The sequence below is a fragment of the Streptomyces sp. NBC_01450 genome (assembly GCF_036227505.1).
Taxonomy (GTDB): Bacteria; Actinomycetota; Actinomycetes; order Streptomycetales; family Streptomycetaceae; genus Streptomyces.
Map to the genome: position 1 here is coordinate 2,018,303 of NZ_CP109480.1, position 15,005 is coordinate 2,033,307.

Annotated in this window: 15 protein-coding genes; 1 reads left to right on the forward strand and 14 read right to left on the reverse strand. The window is 70.4% G+C overall.

Annotated features, from left to right (window positions below):
* Positions 1-230: 230 nt before the first annotated feature.
* A complete protein-coding gene (locus OG568_RS09295; protein ID WP_329531074.1) occupies positions 231-1,880 on the forward strand; it encodes an FAD-dependent oxidoreductase in 1,650 nt (549 codons plus the stop codon).
* A gap of 152 nt (positions 1,881-2,032) precedes the next feature.
* Here OG568_RS09295 and OG568_RS09300 read toward each other — a convergent pair whose 3' ends face one another.
* The 14 genes from OG568_RS09300 to OG568_RS09365 form a co-directional block, all read right to left on the reverse strand.
* Positions 2,033-2,827, reverse strand: a complete 795-nt coding sequence (locus OG568_RS09300) for an alpha/beta fold hydrolase (protein WP_329531075.1) — start codon at positions 2,825-2,827, stop codon at positions 2,033-2,035.
* Positions 2,827-3,897 carry an LLM class flavin-dependent oxidoreductase gene (locus OG568_RS09305; RefSeq protein ID WP_329531076.1) on the reverse strand — a complete coding sequence of 357 codons (1,071 nt, stop codon included), beginning with the start codon at positions 3,895-3,897 and terminating at the stop codon, positions 2,827-2,829. The genes OG568_RS09300 and OG568_RS09305 overlap by 1 nt, the downstream gene beginning before the upstream one ends.
* Positions 3,894-4,907 carry a 4-hydroxy-2-oxovalerate aldolase gene (dmpG, locus tag OG568_RS09310; RefSeq protein ID WP_329531077.1) on the reverse strand — a complete coding sequence of 338 codons (1,014 nt, stop codon included), beginning with the start codon at positions 4,905-4,907 and terminating at the stop codon, positions 3,894-3,896. Before dmpG ends, OG568_RS09305 begins: the two co-directional genes overlap by 4 nt.
* Positions 4,904-5,851: an acetaldehyde dehydrogenase (acetylating) gene (locus OG568_RS09315; protein WP_329531078.1), complete on the reverse strand. Its 948-nt coding sequence runs from the start codon at positions 5,849-5,851 to the stop codon at positions 4,904-4,906. Before OG568_RS09315 ends, dmpG begins: the two co-directional genes overlap by 4 nt.
* Positions 5,848-6,654 (reverse strand): 2-keto-4-pentenoate hydratase, encoded by an 807-nt coding sequence (locus tag OG568_RS09320; protein ID WP_329531079.1) that lies wholly within the window; start codon positions 6,652-6,654, stop codon positions 5,848-5,850. Before OG568_RS09320 ends, OG568_RS09315 begins: the two co-directional genes overlap by 4 nt.
* Positions 6,651-6,971 carry a ferredoxin gene (gene fdxA / locus OG568_RS09325; RefSeq protein WP_329531080.1) on the reverse strand — a complete coding sequence of 107 codons (321 nt, stop codon included), beginning with the start codon at positions 6,969-6,971 and terminating at the stop codon, positions 6,651-6,653. Before fdxA ends, OG568_RS09320 begins: the two co-directional genes overlap by 4 nt.
* 1 nt (position 6,972) lies before the next feature.
* Entirely contained in the window at positions 6,973-7,995 is a 1,023-nt protein-coding gene (locus OG568_RS09330) for an NAD(P)/FAD-dependent oxidoreductase (protein WP_329531081.1), read from the reverse strand.
* Between the two features lie 256 nt (positions 7,996-8,251).
* The gene (locus OG568_RS09335) at positions 8,252-8,710 is read right to left on the reverse strand and encodes an acyl dehydratase (RefSeq protein WP_329531082.1); all 459 of its coding nucleotides are present in this window, start codon (positions 8,708-8,710) and stop codon (positions 8,252-8,254) included.
* Positions 8,707-9,288, reverse strand: a complete 582-nt coding sequence (locus OG568_RS09340; protein WP_329531083.1) for an FAS1-like dehydratase domain-containing protein — start codon at positions 9,286-9,288, stop codon at positions 8,707-8,709. The genes OG568_RS09335 and OG568_RS09340 overlap by 4 nt, the downstream gene beginning before the upstream one ends.
* Entirely contained in the window at positions 9,285-10,145 is an 861-nt protein-coding gene (locus OG568_RS09345; RefSeq protein ID WP_329531084.1) for an IclR family transcriptional regulator, read from the reverse strand. The genes OG568_RS09340 and OG568_RS09345 overlap by 4 nt, the downstream gene beginning before the upstream one ends.
* Positions 10,146-10,292: 147 nt before the next feature.
* Positions 10,293-11,150: an alpha/beta fold hydrolase gene (locus tag OG568_RS09350; RefSeq protein ID WP_329531085.1), complete on the reverse strand. Its 858-nt coding sequence runs from the start codon at positions 11,148-11,150 to the stop codon at positions 10,293-10,295.
* Entirely contained in the window at positions 11,147-12,103 is a 957-nt protein-coding gene (locus OG568_RS09355) for a catechol 1,2-dioxygenase (protein WP_329531086.1), read from the reverse strand. Before OG568_RS09355 ends, OG568_RS09350 begins: the two co-directional genes overlap by 4 nt.
* Complete coding sequence (locus tag OG568_RS09360; RefSeq protein WP_329531087.1) at positions 12,100-13,491, reverse strand: M20 family metallopeptidase; 1,392 nt, start codon at positions 13,489-13,491, stop codon at positions 12,100-12,102. The genes OG568_RS09355 and OG568_RS09360 overlap by 4 nt, the downstream gene beginning before the upstream one ends.
* Before the next feature lie 253 nt (positions 13,492-13,744).
* Positions 13,745-14,965, reverse strand: a complete 1,221-nt coding sequence (locus tag OG568_RS09365; RefSeq protein WP_329531088.1) for an aromatic ring-hydroxylating oxygenase subunit alpha — start codon at positions 14,963-14,965, stop codon at positions 13,745-13,747.
* Between the last annotated feature and the right edge of the window lie 40 nt (positions 14,966-15,005).

A 15,005-nucleotide genomic window follows, 5' to 3' on the forward strand; every position in this document is an offset into this window, starting at 1 on the left:
CGGAAGGTCAGGAACGACCGCCGTGTCCCAAAGGCCGGGGTCGCCATGAGCCGATCGTTGACTCGCCCCCCGAGGCGCGCGAGCCCGCCGGTGCGGACGAGTGAACTGTGTGCCATCCGGGTGTCCGGAGCGCGCGATCCTCTCCGCACAGGGCATGGAAACTGATGGCCGTTCAAGGCGGTCGGCATCCCATCCCTGACTCACCTCGCAGGTGACGCTGGAGGCAATCAATGAACCGATCGGAAGAGGCCGGCGAGGTCGGTCAGCACACACCGGTGCTCATCGTCGGCGGCTCCCTGGTGGGCCTGTCCACCTCGCTGTTCCTGGGCCGGCTCGGAGTGCCGCACCTGCTCGTCGAACGCCACTCGGGCACCTCGATCCATCCGCGTGGGCGTGGCAACAACGTGCGCACGATGGAGCTGTTCCGAGTCGCCGAAGTGCAGCGACGCATCGAGGAGGCCGCTTCGGTCCTGGCGGACAACCACGGCATCATGCAGACCCCGACACTGGTGGGCGACGCCGGTGAATGGCTGTTCAAGGAGATCGACCCGGGCGGCGGACTGGCCCGCTTCAGCCCCAGTGCGTGGTGCCTGTGCAGCCAGAACGACCTGGAGCCGGTGCTGCTGAAGAGCGCCCGGGAACTCGGCGGAGACCTGCGTTTCTCCACCGAGCTGATGTCGTTCGAGCAGGATGCCCAGGGGATCACGGCGCGGCTCAAGAGCCGGGAGACGGGAGAACACAGCACCGTCCGCGCGGACTACCTGGTCGCGGCGGACGGTCCGCGCAGCCCGATCCGCGAGCGGCTCGCCATCGGGCAGAGCGGGCCGGGCGACCTGTTCCACAACGTGAGCGTCACGTTCACCTCCCGGGCTCTCGCGGACATCGTCGGTGACCGGCGCTTCATCGTCTGCTACCTGACCAACCCGGAGGCCGACGGGGCGCTCCTGCCGGTCGACAACGAGGAGCACTGGGTCTTCCACGCGCCCTGGCACCCCGAACACGGCGAAACCCTGGAGGAGTTCACCGACGAACGGTGCGCGGACCACATCCGACGCGCCGTGGGCGTACCCGATCTCGATGTGCGGATCACCGGCAGGGCCGCCTGGCACGCCGCCGAGCGGGTCGCCGAGCGCTACTCGGACGGCAGGGTGTTCCTGGCCGGCGACTCGGCCCACGAGATGTCCCCCACCGGCGCGTTCGGCTCCAACACCGGTATCCAGGACGCGCACAACCTCGCCTGGAAACTGGCCGCGGTGCTGGGCGGCTGGGCCGGGCCGGGACTGCTGAAGTCCTACGACGCCGAGCGCCGCCCGGTCGCGGAGGCGACCAGCGCCCGTGCCTCGTCGCGTTCGGTCGAGCACAGCCACCCCGGGTACATCCCCGCCCCGGGCGCCGCCGGCCCCGGCGGCAAGAAGGGCGGCATCCTCAACGTGGCGCTGGCCTATCGCTATCCGCGCGGCGCGGTCCTGGGCGCCGACCAGTCGGCGCCGATCGTCCCCGACGGCCTGCGCCTGACGGGCGAGCCCGGCAGCCGGGCGCCGCACATGTGGCTGACCCGCTCCGGCACCCGGGTCTCCACCCTCGACCTGTACGAGCGGTCCATGGTGCTCCTGACCTCGGCGGACAAGTGGCACAGCGCGGCCAAGGCCGTCGCCAAGCTTCTGTCCGTCCCGCTCGACGCGTACCGGATCGGCAGCGGCCCCGACGCGGAACTCTCTCCCGCCAGCGACACGGACTGGGCGGAGGTGCACGGCGTCACCGACGACGGAGCGGTGCTGGTCCGCCCCGACGGTTTCGTCGCCTGGCGCTCCGAAGGTCCGTCCGCGAGCCCCGAAACGGCACTGAGGGAGGCCCTCACGGCGATCCTGGACCGGAGCTGACGACTCCGTTCACACCGTGACCCCGACGTCCGCGTCGGCGAGCCGGTGCCCGTTCCGGGTGAGCCGAGGGTCTCACTCGGAACGGGTACCCGACGGCCGGACCTTCTGACCGCCGTCCAGCCATGCCCGCAGACCACGGTGTCCCCGGTACGTCAGCCTCGTGCCACCCAGTCCAGGACGACCTTCGAGAACTCCAGGGGCAGTTGCTCGGGGACAGGGACGTGACCGCCGGACAGGACGCGCGTCTCACAACCGAGCGCCGCGGCGATTTCCTCCAGGGCGGGCATGGCGTAGTGGTCCCCGGCCGCGCAGACCGCGAGCGTGCGCGCCGTGACGAGGGGCAGTCGCTGGTCCATCAGGGAGCGCCGCACCGCCTCGTGCCCCTCCTCCACCCGGTCCAGCACGGTCAGCGCGTCGACCATGAACCGGTTGAGAGCCGCCTCCTCGCCCTTCTCGTAGAAGCCGCGGCGCCGGTTCCACAGGTGAAGCAGGTGCGAGCCGTCGGGCTGGGGAACGACGTGGTCGACGGGCTCGCGCTCGCCCGCCGTACGCCGCTTCTCGTCGTCGATGAAGGGCGTGGCGGAGAGCAGGAGGCTCGCCACGCGGTCCTGATAGCGGGCCGCGAGCTCCACCGCGATCACGCCGCCCGTGTGGTGCCCGACGAGGTGGAAGCGCTCGAGTTCCAGCTCCTCGATCAGCGCGCCGGCGGCGTCGGCGAAGCGCTCGATGGAATGGGGCCCCGCGGGCTTCGCGGAGGCGCCGAAACCCAGGGTGTCCATGGCGATCGCCCGGTGCTCCGCACCGACCAGCGGCAGCACGTCGAGGTACTCGGTCCAGGAACGTGGGGTCTGGTGGAGCATCAGTACGGGCTCGCCCGTGCCGCATTCGACGTAGTGCAACTGCCCGAAGGGGCTGGACACATAGCCCTTGCGCAGAGGGTCCGTCATCAGTGGCCTGCCTTCGCTTCGGTGGGGAGGGAGAGGGCCGGGAGCACGGAGGAACCGATGGCCTCGATCAGTTGGGTGGGCGGGTCGTAGGAGCCGACATGCTGCAGGAACACCCCGGTGACCCCCAAGGCGTGGAGCGCGCTCAGCCGTTCGGCGATCCGCTCCGCGGTGCCGAACAGGCAGAACTCCTCGGCGAACCGCAGGGCCGCCTCGTCACTGATCCAGGCCGAGCAGATCTCGACCGCCGCGTCCCAGTCCTCCGCGTGCACGAGGTCGGGGTAGACGCCCGGGACCGCGGCGGGAACCTGGACGTCGATGCCCGCGAGGGCGAGGAAGGACGCGCCGCCGTTCTGCGCGATCGACGCGCAGATGGGCTTGATCCGCCGGGCCTCGGCCTCGACGTCGTCGGTCACCGCGCAGAACGCGGAGACGGTCAGCGGTATGCGGTCGGCGTCCCGGCCCGCCGCTTCGGCGCCTTCGCGTACGCGAGCGGTCGCACCCTGAAGGGTCCTCGGCGAGACCCCGCTGAGGAGGATCACACCGTCGGCGATCTCCCCGGCGAGCCGGAGGTTCTTCGGCCCGCTCGCGGCCAGATGCAGGGGCACTTCCGGCCGGGGGTCACGCAGTCGGGAGCGGACCTTGCCCTCGTGGCCGTCGAAGTCCCATTCCTCGCCGTCGAGCAGGGCCCGCAGCATGCCGAGGCCCTCGCGCATCGCCGCCGAGGTGGTCTGGCGCAGCCCGATGGGGCCGACGGAGCTGTTGCCCACGCCGAGTCCGAGGGTGAAACGGCCAGGTGCGAGTTCGGCGACGCTGCGCGCGGCGGAGGCGACCACGGCCGGGTGCCGGGTCGCCAGGTTGGTGACCGCCGTGCCGAGGCCGATCCGCTCGGTGCCCAGGGCGGCGGCCGTCAGCGTGGTGAACACGTCCCGCCACAGCAACTGGGAGTCGGGGAACCAGACGTCGTCGAAGCCGAGGCGCTCCGCTCGCCGTACGGTCTCGACGAGGTGGTCCGCCCGGTCACAGGGCGGAACGCGGACGCCGACCCGCAGCGGGGTCCGTCGCGCGCTCACGCCCGTGTCTCCCCTGCCAGGTCCAGGGCGACGTCCGTGATGAGATCCTCCTGGCCGCCGACCATGCCGCGCCGGCCGACCTCGACGAGGATGGTGCGCGTGTCGAGGCCGTGGCGGGCCGCCGCGGCCTCGGCGTGGCGCAGGAAGCTGGAGTACACGCCCGCGTAGCCGAGCGTCAGGGTCTCGCGGTCGACCCGCACCGGCCGGTCCTGGAGCGGTCGGACCAGGTCGTCGGCGGCGTCCATGAGTGGGAACAGGTCGCAGCCGTGTTCCCAGCCCATCAGGTCGGCGACGGCGACGAAGGCTTCGAGGGGGCAGTTGCCGGCGCCCGCGCCTTGTCCGGCCAGCGACGCGTCGACGCGGGTGACGCCGTTCTCGACGGCGACCACGCTGTTGGCGATGCCGAGGCCGAGGTTGTGGTGGGCGTGGATGCCCAGTTCGGTGGCCGGGTCGAGGATGTCGCGGTAGGCGCGGACGCGGTCGCGTACGCCGTCCATGGTGAGGCGGCCGCCGGAGTCGGTGACGTAGACGCAGTGGGCGCCGTAGGACTCCATGAGCTTGGCCTGGCGGGCGAGTTCGGCGGGTTCCGCCATGTGGGACATCATCAGGAATCCGGCGACGTCCATGCCCAGTTCGCGGGCGGCGGCGATGTGCTGGCCGGAGATGTCGGCCTCGGTGCAGTGGGTGGCGATGCGCACGGAGCGGATGCCCAGCGCGTGGGCCTGCTCGAGGTCGTGCAGCGTGCCGATGCCGGGGAGCAGCAGGGTGGTGGGGATGGCCTGGTGTACGGCGTCGGTGACCGCCTCGATCCACTCCCAGTCGGTGTGGGCGCCGACGCCGTAGGTGATGCTGGAGCCGGACAGGCCGTCGCCGTGCGCGACCTCGATGGCCCGCACGCCGGCCGTGTCGAGGGCGCCGGCGATGGTGCGGGCCTGTTCGACGGTGTAGCGGTGCCGGACGGCGTGCATGCCGTCCCGCAGGGTGACGTCCTGGACGTACAAGGGGGTCACTTGGCTGCCTCCGTGATGTGGTGGGCGGCCAGGCGTTCCGCGGTGCGCAGCGCGGCCGAGGTCATGATGTCGAGGTTGCCCGCGTAGGCCGGGAGGTAGTGGGCGGCGCCCTCGACCTCCAGGAACACCGACACCTTCACGGGTGCGGAGCCGGCAGGCACCAGTGCGCGCAGGGGATCGTCGGCGGCGATCCGGTCGAACTGCACCTTCTGCTTGAGGCGATAGCCCGGCACATACGCCTGAACGCGGCCCACCATGGCCTCGATGGACGCGGTGACGGCTTCCTCGTCGCACTCCGACACCAGGCAGTGCACGGTGTCCCGCATGATCAGCGGCGGTTCGGCGGGGTTGAGGACGATGATCGCCTTGCCCCGCCTCGCGCCGCCGACCTTCTCGATGGCCGACGCGGTGGTCTCGGTGAACTCGTCGATGTTGGCCCGGGTGCCGGGTCCGGCCGAGCGGGAGGCGATGGAGGCGACGATCTCCCCGTAGTGCACGGGGGTCACGGCCGATACGGCGGAGACGATCGGGATCGTGGCCTGTCCGCCGCAGGTCACCATGTTGAGGTTCGGGCTGTCGAGGTGGGCGTCGAGGTTGACCGGCGGGACGACATAGGGGCCGATGGCCGCCGGGGTGAGGTCGACCACGGTGCGTCCGAGGGCGCGCAGCACCTCGTCGTGGCGGCGGTGGGCCCCCGCGGACGTGGCGTCGAAGACGATCCGTACGTCGGCGAACTCGTCCAGTGCGACCAGGCCGTCGACGCCTTCGTGGGTGGTGGCGATCTTCATGCGGCGGGCGCGTGCCAGGCCGTCGGAGTCCGGATCGATACCGGCCATCGCGGCCATCTCCAGGCTTTCGGACAACCGCAGCACCTTGATCATGAGATCGGTGCCGATGTTGCCGGAGCCGATGACGGCGACCTTGGTTCGGGTGGTGTCGTTCACGGCCTGTCTCCCTTCGTCTGCTTCGCGAACTCGACCGTGACGCGGCCCAGTTGGCTGATGCGTGCCTCGAACCTGTCCCCGGGGGCAGCCACCGCCATCGGTCCCAGCGCCCCGGTCAGTACGACGTCCCCGGCCCGCAGCGGATCGCCCATCGCGGCGAGCGTCGAGGCGAGCCAGGCCGCGGCGTTGAGCGGGCCGCCCAGGCAGTCGGCGCCGGTTCCCTCGGAAACCGGCTCGCCGTCCCGGGTCATCGTCATCCGAACGCCGCGCAGGTCCAGGCCCATCAGCGGTACGGGGGTGGAGCCGAGGACGAACAGGCCGCTGGAGGCGTTGTCGGCGACGGTGTCGACGATGGTGATGTCCCAGTCGGCGATACGGCTGTCCACGATCTCCAGCGCGGGCAGCGCGAAGTCGGTGGCCCGCAGCACGTCCACCACCGTGCAGTCGCGGTGCGGCAGTTCGGCTCCGAGGACGAGGGCGACCTCGGCCTCCACCTTGGGCTGCAGCAGTCGCCCGGCCGCCACCCGGCCGCCGTCGGGGACCGTCATGTCCGCGAACAGCGTGCCGAAGTCCGGCTGGTCGACGCCGAGCTGGGTCTGCACGGCGGGCGAGGTCAGGCCGATCTTGCGGCCGACGATCCGCTGCCCGGCGGCCACGCCGCGCTCGACGTTCGTCCGCTGCACCGCGTACGCCGACCGTATGTCGCCTTCGGCGAGGAGAGAACGCACCGGCGGGCACGGGGAGTTCGTCCGTACGGCCGCATGGAGCACCTCGGCCGCCTTGAGCACCTCGGGAGCGGTCATCGGGCGCTCACCAGTGGGGCGTCGACGCCCACCGGCCCGAGGCCGGTCGCTCCGCCCGGGGTGCCCAGCGGCTCCGTACGGCCGGGCAGGGTCTCCTCGAAGAACCGCTTGTTGTCGGTGCGGAACTCGGGGGCGGCGAGCCGGTCCACGGTGATCGCCTGCTCGGGGCAGGCCGTCTCGCAGGCGCCGCAGTCGATGCATTCGGCCGGGTTGATGTAGAGCTTGCGCTCGCCCTCGTAGATGCAGTCGACCGGGCATTCCTCGACGCAGGAACGGTCCATGATGTCGACACAAGTCGCACCGATGACGTAGGCCATGTCAGTTCTCCTTCTCTGTGGAATGCCCGGGGAACAGCGCGGCGTCCGGGTCGATGACAGTGGCCGCGTTGTTCACGGCGGTGGCGGCCTCTCCGAAGCCGACGGAGATCAGGCGCACCTTGCCCGGGTAGTCGGTGATGTCCCCGGCGGCGAAGACGCGGGGCAGGTTGGTGGCCATGTGGGTGTCCACGGCGATCCGTCGTGCCGTGAGTGCCAGGCCCCAGTTCTGGAGCGGGCCGAGGTCGGCCATGAAGCCGAGAGCGGCGACCACCGTTTGTGCCGGGAGCAGTCGGGTGGCCTTCGTGGTGCGGTGGAGGACCTCCACCTGTTCGAGGTGCGCGGCGCCGTGCAGCGCGCTCACCTCGGCGCCGGTGATGATCTCGATGCCGAGGGCGCGGACCTTCTCCACGCTCGCTTGGTGGGCCCGGAACCGGTCGGTGCGGTGGACGAGCTTGACGGACCGGGCGACCGGGGCGAGGGTGGCGGCCCAGTCGAAGGCGCTGTCGCCGCCGCCGACGACCATGACGTCGTGGTCGGTGTGGTCGGCGGGGTCGGGGACGAAGTACACCTGGCCGCGGCCGAGGTACTCCTCACCCGCCGGGAGCGGCCGGGGCGTGAACGTCCCCACCCCGCCGGTGATCACCACCGCTCCGGCCCGGACCGTGACCCCCTGGTCGCTGCGGACCACCGGCCGGCCGTCGGGTCCGTGGGACAGTTCGACCGCCCGGTGGCCGAGGAGGTAGCGGGGGCCGTACGGCTCCGCCTGGGCGACCAGGCCGGCGACCAGGTCGCGGCCGCGTACCGCCGGGAACCCGGCGATGTCGAAGATGGGCTTCTCGGGGTACATCGCACTGATCTGGCCGCCGCACTGCGGCAGGACGTCCATGACCGCGACGCTCAGCCCGCGGAATCCGGCGTAGTAGGTGCCGTAGAGGCCGGCGGGACCGGCGCCGATGATCAGGATGTCCGTCTCGATCGCACCCGACTCGTCCGTGCTCGTCGGCACGTCGGAAAGAACACTCATGGTCGGCGAGCGTAGGAGCGGCCCGCGGTTCCACCACATGGTTTCGTTCCGGTGAGCAGGACACCTCGCTCACTCGTCCGGGTGCCGGGAACGTCGGCGTCCCGGGCGGTGCCGGCCGGTACGCGACACACCAGTTCCCGCGGCACAGCGGTACCGATGTCCACGAAATCGGCGACACGGATGTCACCGTGTCGCCGTGTCGCCGTGTCGCCGAGGGTCGTCGACTTCCAGCTCTTCTACCTCGACCAGAAACCGATCAAGAAGTCGCCGGACCCGGGGACCACTCTGCTGAAGGGCTGGTACCAGGAGCACACCAGGTGAGCTCGACCTGCCCTGTCACGCAGGGGGAGCCGTTGTCCTTGAGCACCGCGACGTCGAGCGCCACCCGCACACCCGCGTCGCAGGGCTCGGTCGTGCGCACGGTAGCGGTCCAGGTGAGCTTCTCCCCGGCCACGGCGGTCGCCCGGTTGCGCCAGCTCACCGACTCGAGGACCGCCCCGGGCCCCGCCCACCGAAGCGCGTACCGGCTGAGCGTCTCGCCGTGCAGGGTGGAATGCACGACCACGTCCGGGAAGCCCTCCGACGCGGCGAACTGGGCGTCGTAGTGGATGCGGTGGGAGTTCCACGACACGGCGCTGAACCGGAAGAGCTGCACCCTGCTGTGTGCGTACGCGTGCGGGGGGCAGACCTGCCCGGCGACGGGGACCACCGTCATGCGACGGCCCCCCTCTGCTCGTCCCGCTCGTCCCGCTTGTCGCCGTGTTCGTCCGCGACGCCGTCGAGTACGTCCAGGACGTCGAGGACGACGATCGTCTCGTCCACCGCCATCAGTTCGGCTCCGTCCTGGGAGGTGAAGCGGGTGGTGACGCCGAGCAGCACGAACTCGCCCGACCTGCCGCCGCGGTGGTCGGCCGAGGTCACCGTACGGGTGGCGGTGACCCGGGTGCCGGCGACCGGGGCCCTGCCCAGCCTGACCGACTGGCCGCCGTGCACCTGGCGCACCGCCAGGCCCTGGGTGCACGGCGACTCGCGGGTGGCCAGCCCGTCCGGGCGCAGTCCGTCCTCCGCCGGGCCGTCCTCCCAGCTGAGCGTTCCGGCGAGGAACAGGGCGGGGGCGACCACGGCCTCCCCCGCCGCCTCCTGGGCGCGGGCGGTGCGGATGAAGTCGACGTCGTTGAGGGCGGCGGCGTACCGGCAGAAGTCCTTCACGCCGAGTACTCCGCAGTCCTCGCTCTCCGACCGCCCGATCAGCTCCCGCGCCCGGGAGAGCACCTCCTGAAGGACCACGCTCACCGCAGTGACCTGCCGATTCCGAGGGCCGCGGCGCGCAGGGCGACGCCGTGTTTGGAGGGATTCATCCGATACGTGGGCGCGGTGATGGAGAGCGCGCCCACGAGGCTGCCCTGGGCGCCGAGGACCGGCACGGCCGTACTCGCGTACCCGAGGCGGATCTCCTCGACCTCGACCGCGACCCCCTCTTCCCGGATTCTCTCCAACTGGGCCCGCAGCCGCCCCGGTGAGGTGACCGTGTGCCGGGTGAAGGGCTTCAGTCCGTTCCTGACCACCTCGGTGAAGAGGGTGTCCGGGGAGAAGGCCAGGATCGCCTTGCCGGTGGCCGTGCAGTACAGCGGCCGCCGCCCCGCCACCCTGGTCTCCTCGTTGAGGCCGCGGTGCGGGAGGATCTTCTCCAGGTACACGACGTCGAGACTGTCGTGGATGGCGAAGTGGATGGTTTCCTGCGTGGCCAGCAGCAGGTCCTCCATGTACGGCTGGGCCACCTCGCGCAGGATCCGCTGCCGGTGCACGCGCTGGCCGATCTCGAACATGCGCAGTCCAAGACGGTAGTCGCAACCCGCTCGTTCCAGGAGCCCCCAGACGACGAGCTCCTGGGCGAGCCGGTGCACCGTGGCCTTGGCCACCCCCGTCCGGCGCACGAGTTCGGCCAGGGAGAGCGTGGCGTCCTCCGCACCGAACGCCTCCAGGATGGGCCTGACCTTGCCCAGCACCGAGTTCATCGGGTCGGGAACGGCGGCCGCGTTCCGGGGCGCGGACGCGATGTGCGTGGACGCGATGTGCGTGGACGCGATGTGCGTGGACGCGACGGGCGCGACGGCCTCGGTGCCGACACGGCCGACCGTGGTGACGGTCATGAGAAGAACCTCCCGGTCAATCCGTTGCCTTCAACAGAACTCGGTTCTTGGCTGATTTTGGTCCCCCAAAGGAACCATGAGTGCCTCGATCAGGCCATAGATGGAGGTGTAAATTCCGGATGACCGCCACCCGGGACCGCGGCGGGTTCAGGAAGCCTCGGCCAGGAACGCCAGGCTCAGCGGGTTGTACAGGTCTGCCTTCTCGTGCTGCGGCCAGTGCCCGCACTCGTTGAAGACCTCCAGGCGCGCTCCGGGGATCGCGGCGGCGATGGCCTCGGCCTCCGGAACGTCCCCGAGCGGGTTCTTGTTGCCCCAGACCACCAGGGTCGGGGCCTTGATCCTGGCCATACGGTCCGGCCGCAGCAGGTTCCGTTCGCGGGCCTCGACCTCCTGCAGGGCCAGCAGGTTGCGCAGGTTCCGCTGGAAATCGGGGCGGTGGTAGATCTCGTAGCGGACCTGCGTCAGCTCCTCGCCGAGCTCCTCGTCCCACTCGGCCCACAGCAGGCGCAGCCGCTCCCGGGTGTAGGAGATGTCGTCCTTGAGGGCGGCGTCACGGGTGGAGGTCTTCAGCCGCTCCATCACCTTGGGGTTGACCTTCGTACCGCCCATGCACAGCAGTTGGAGCGAGGCGACCCGGTCCGGGTACTGGCTTGCCGCCCAGGACGACACCCAGCCGCCCAGCGACTCACCGACCAGGTGCGCCCGCTCGGCGCCCACCGCGTCGAGGTACGCCATCAGGTGCTCGACGTAGGCGGGAATCTCGCCGGGGCGGTCGGGCTTGCCCGTGTAACCGTGACCGAGCATGTCGATGGCGTGGCAACGGTAGCGCTCGGCGTGCGCCGGGATGTTCCGGACGAACGCCTCCAGGTGGCCGGTCGTACCGTGCAGGAACACCACGTGCTCGCCGTCCTCGGGGCCGGCTTGCAGGGCGCGGGTGGTGAAGTCCCCGGTTTCGACGTAGGCGTGCCGGTAGTCGATGCCCGACAGTTCGGTCCAGATGCTCATGGCTGCCTCTCCTGAGGGTGTGCGGGGTCGAGTACGGCGACGGCCATGCCGGTGAGCCACTCGGGCATGGACTCGTACGCCAGTCGGCGTGCGGGTGTGTGGTCGAGCAGGGCCGCCATGAGCAGCCAGGTGCGCAGTTCCTGTGCTCCGTTGCCCGCCGTCTTCTCCAGTTCTTCGGTGGTGAACTCGGTGATGCGGTGCGCCTGTCCGCGTTCCAGCAGGGACAGGAACTCATGGTCGAACTCGGGGTTGATCGCGGCCTCGGCGGCACGGATGATCTCGCGGCGGCGGGCGTCGTAGTCCTGCCAGTTCTCCCGGCCGTTGAGCCAGGCGTCGACGATGAACTCCTCGTCGTCGCCGTGCGGATCACGCCAGTCCGGCCAGGGCAGGCGGTGGGAAAGCCCGCCGGAGCCGATGACGGCGACGCGGCGGTCTCCGGGAAACGCCAGCACCGTCTCGCGAATGGCGCGGCCCAGGTCCAGGCAGCGCTCCAGGTTCGGCAGGGGCGGCGCGAAGACGTTCACGACGAGCGGCACGATCTCCACGTCCAGCCCGTCCAGCAGGTACTGGATCGCGTGCGACTGGCCGTGGTCGATCTGCAGTCGGGCCGAGAACGCCGCATCGAAACATCCGCTCTCCACCAGGGAGTTCGCGATGTGTCGGGCGAGTGGCACGTCGACCGGCTGCGGCCCCTCGGGGGTCCCGGACTCGCCGCTGGCGACGCACTCGCCCACACCGATCGTGAAGCTGGGGATCAGATCCAGCCAGAAGCCTCTGAAGTGGTTGGAGCCGACGAGGATCACCGTGTCGGGGCGGGCGGCGGCGAGTTCGTCGCGTGCGGAGCGCAGCGCGTCGCGGAACCGTTCGGCACGGTCCTTGTGGAAGGTCTCCTGCCAGTGGGTGTTCATCAGCGTGCTGTGCGACGCGCCCACGCCCAGGACGATCTCGGTCATACGGGCTCCCCTTCCGGCGCCGCCGACTCCGCGGGCTCCGCGTGTGCGCGGGTGACGGTGTCGACGGCCGTACGAATCAGATGGCGCGTCAGCTTCTCCATGGCCCGTACGGAGACGGTGTTCATCCCCCGGGCGAAGTCGATCTCGAAGGGCGCCTCGGCCTCGCCGACCTTCGGCATGCCGACCCGCACGGTGGGGATGCCACGCCCGCGCAGGATGTTCGCGTCCGTTGCGCCGCTGTTGCCCCGGACGGCCTCGTGCTCGCGGCCCTCGAAGGCCTCCCAGCCGGCCGCCGCGCTGCGGAAGATCCAGCTGTCCGGGTCGGTCCGCGTCCCCGGGATGGCCAGGATCATCTCGACGTCGACGTCGAGGCCGGGGAGTTTGTCCCGCAGGCCCTCCAGGGCCGCGGTGAACTCACGCTTGGCCTGCATCGGCGTCGTGTCGGGGCTGATGCGCAGGTCCACCCTGAGGGTGCAGGCGGCCGGGGTGACGGCCGCCATGCGCGGCCAGCCGCCGCGTACGGAGGACACGATGCCCTGCGGTGCCACGGTCCCCCTGGTGTGGCGCTCGGCGTACTCGACGAACCACTCCTCCAGGTGCCGGGCGAGCTCACCGGCGCGGGCGATGGCGTTGTCGTACGGCAGCCGGTGACGGGAGCCGACGTAGGTGTGCCTGCCGTGGACGGTGACCTCGAACCAGACAAGGCCGACCTCGTCCCAGGAGACCGTCCAGCCGGGCTTGGCGATGACCGCGTAGTCCGTCCACACGCCCTGTTCGAGGAGGAACGAGCACCCGACGCCCTGACCGGTGTTGCGGCGCACGCCGCCCGGCCGGGCGTTGGTGGGCATGCCGCCCGCGCCGAACGCCGCGACCAGGTCGCCGGCGAGCGGGATGCCGGCCTGGGCGATGGCCTCCACGGCCATCATCACGCATGCGGCGTGGCCCTTCGGGTTCGACGCCCCGAGGCCTACGACCAGATCGTCGTAGACGGTGGCCCGCGGACGCATGTCGTCCCTCAACTCGGCGCCGATCCAAGGAAGATCCTCGCTCTCCTCGCCCACGGTCAGGGTGTCGATCGGCGCGTAGAGCATGAGGTCGGGGCCGCTGCCGTCGCCGTCGAGCCGGGCCCAGGCGTTGGCCTGCCGGTCGTCGAGCGGCTGGACGGCGGCGCGGCATCCCGAGGCCCGCAGGGTGTCCGCGATGTGGGTGGCGAGCGGTGCCTCGTCACCGGTCGGGCTCGGGATGTCCACGAGACCGATGATCAGCTCCCGCAGGCGGTCAGCGGTGACGTGCCGCCAGGCTTCGGCAACCCAGGCGCTCCGCCGTTCGTCCAGGCCGTCCAGGCCGGTCGGGTGGCCTGATCCCTGTGCGCTGCGAGAACCAAGCACGTACAACCTCCTTGACTTCATGTCAACCGGGCTGGTTTCAACCCGGCTGGTGTTGATCGCGGAAGACCTGACCGGGCGCTGCCTGTTCGGGCGGCGTGAACCAGGAATCCCGCTCCTTCCAGGAGGGGGAGGATTCAATGGTTGATCCTGTGGACCTGCGTCATAGTGGTGCGCTCGAAGCGCTTCTTGGCCAGGGGCAGCCCCACGGCGAGGGCTGCCCCTGCCAACATGGCGAGCAGCGTGCGGCGCATGGTCATACCTCCTTCTTGCTGGTGGATTCGACGCCGACCGCGGCCAGCTTCTTGGCGTACTCCTCCTCGCTGAGGTTCCGCCAGGCGGTCAGCGAGACGTCGGGGCGGTAGAGCTTCTCCGGGGGCGCGTCGGTGACATCGACCATCCAGGCGTCCTGGCCGGAGAACTGCCCGTGGAACAACCAGCGGATGGCGCCCAGGTACTTGGCGTAGAAACCGAGCGTTTTCCAACCCTCGGTGAAGTTGACCATGACGCCGACATAACGGTGACTGTCATCGTCGACCGGAACGTAGAACTCGTAGTGGATGAAGTTGGGGTAGGCGATGCGCAGCACGCCCGGCATGGACAAGGACGCGAAGCCGGGGAACTCCTGGGCCTCGATCGTCGGGTTGATCTTGTCGGCCTTGCCGGTGTTGCCGATGTTGAAGGTCTCCTTCGGCGGCTGCATCTTCCACCAGCGCTTGTTCGACCAGTGGCCGACGCCGGGGAAGTCGGCCTCCCAGTGCACCTCGTCCTGCACCCGGAAGATCCAGCGGCCCTTGGGCACGATCCGGGTGATGTTCCAGGTCGGCATCGGCTTGAACAGCCGCCACAGCGCCGTGCGGTGCAGGTACTTGGCGTGGCCCTCGTCGAAGCCGTTCTCGCAGGCGAAGCGCCAGTTGCCGCCGCGCGGCTCGATCCGGCCGCCCATCACGAAGGCGTTGTCGACGAGTTCCTCGGGAAGCTGCGAGTCGATGGGGTGGGGTTCCTCGTCGGCGAGGGGGATGTACACCCACACCATGCCGAGGCGCTCCTCGACCGCGTACGTCCGCACCTGGACCTTGCCGGTCAGCCGGCAACCGGGCCCGTCGGTGATGACCGCGGACAGATTGCCGGTGGGCAGGTCGAACGTCCAGCCGTGGTACGGGCAGCTGACCGTGCCGGGGAACTGCTGGTTGCCCTCGGACAACGGCACCCCGCGGTGCGGGCAGCGGTTGTGCAGGGCGTACACCTTGCCGCTGTCGCGGATCAACGTGATCTTCTCGCCACAGATCGTGAACGGGAGCGGTGCGCCGGTGATCTGGCTGGACCAGGTGACCGGGTACCAGTACCCGCGGAATCCGGCGCCCGCCGCGTCGTAGTGGGGCCACGACGCCCAGTCCTGCCGACCGGGCTGCCCCGCCTGACCGCGCTCGGACCGCTTCCCCCTCGTGGTGGCGAGCGAATCTTCACCCGTCGTCATCGTGCCTGACCTCCTGCTGCCGTCGGTGCATGGCCTTGAG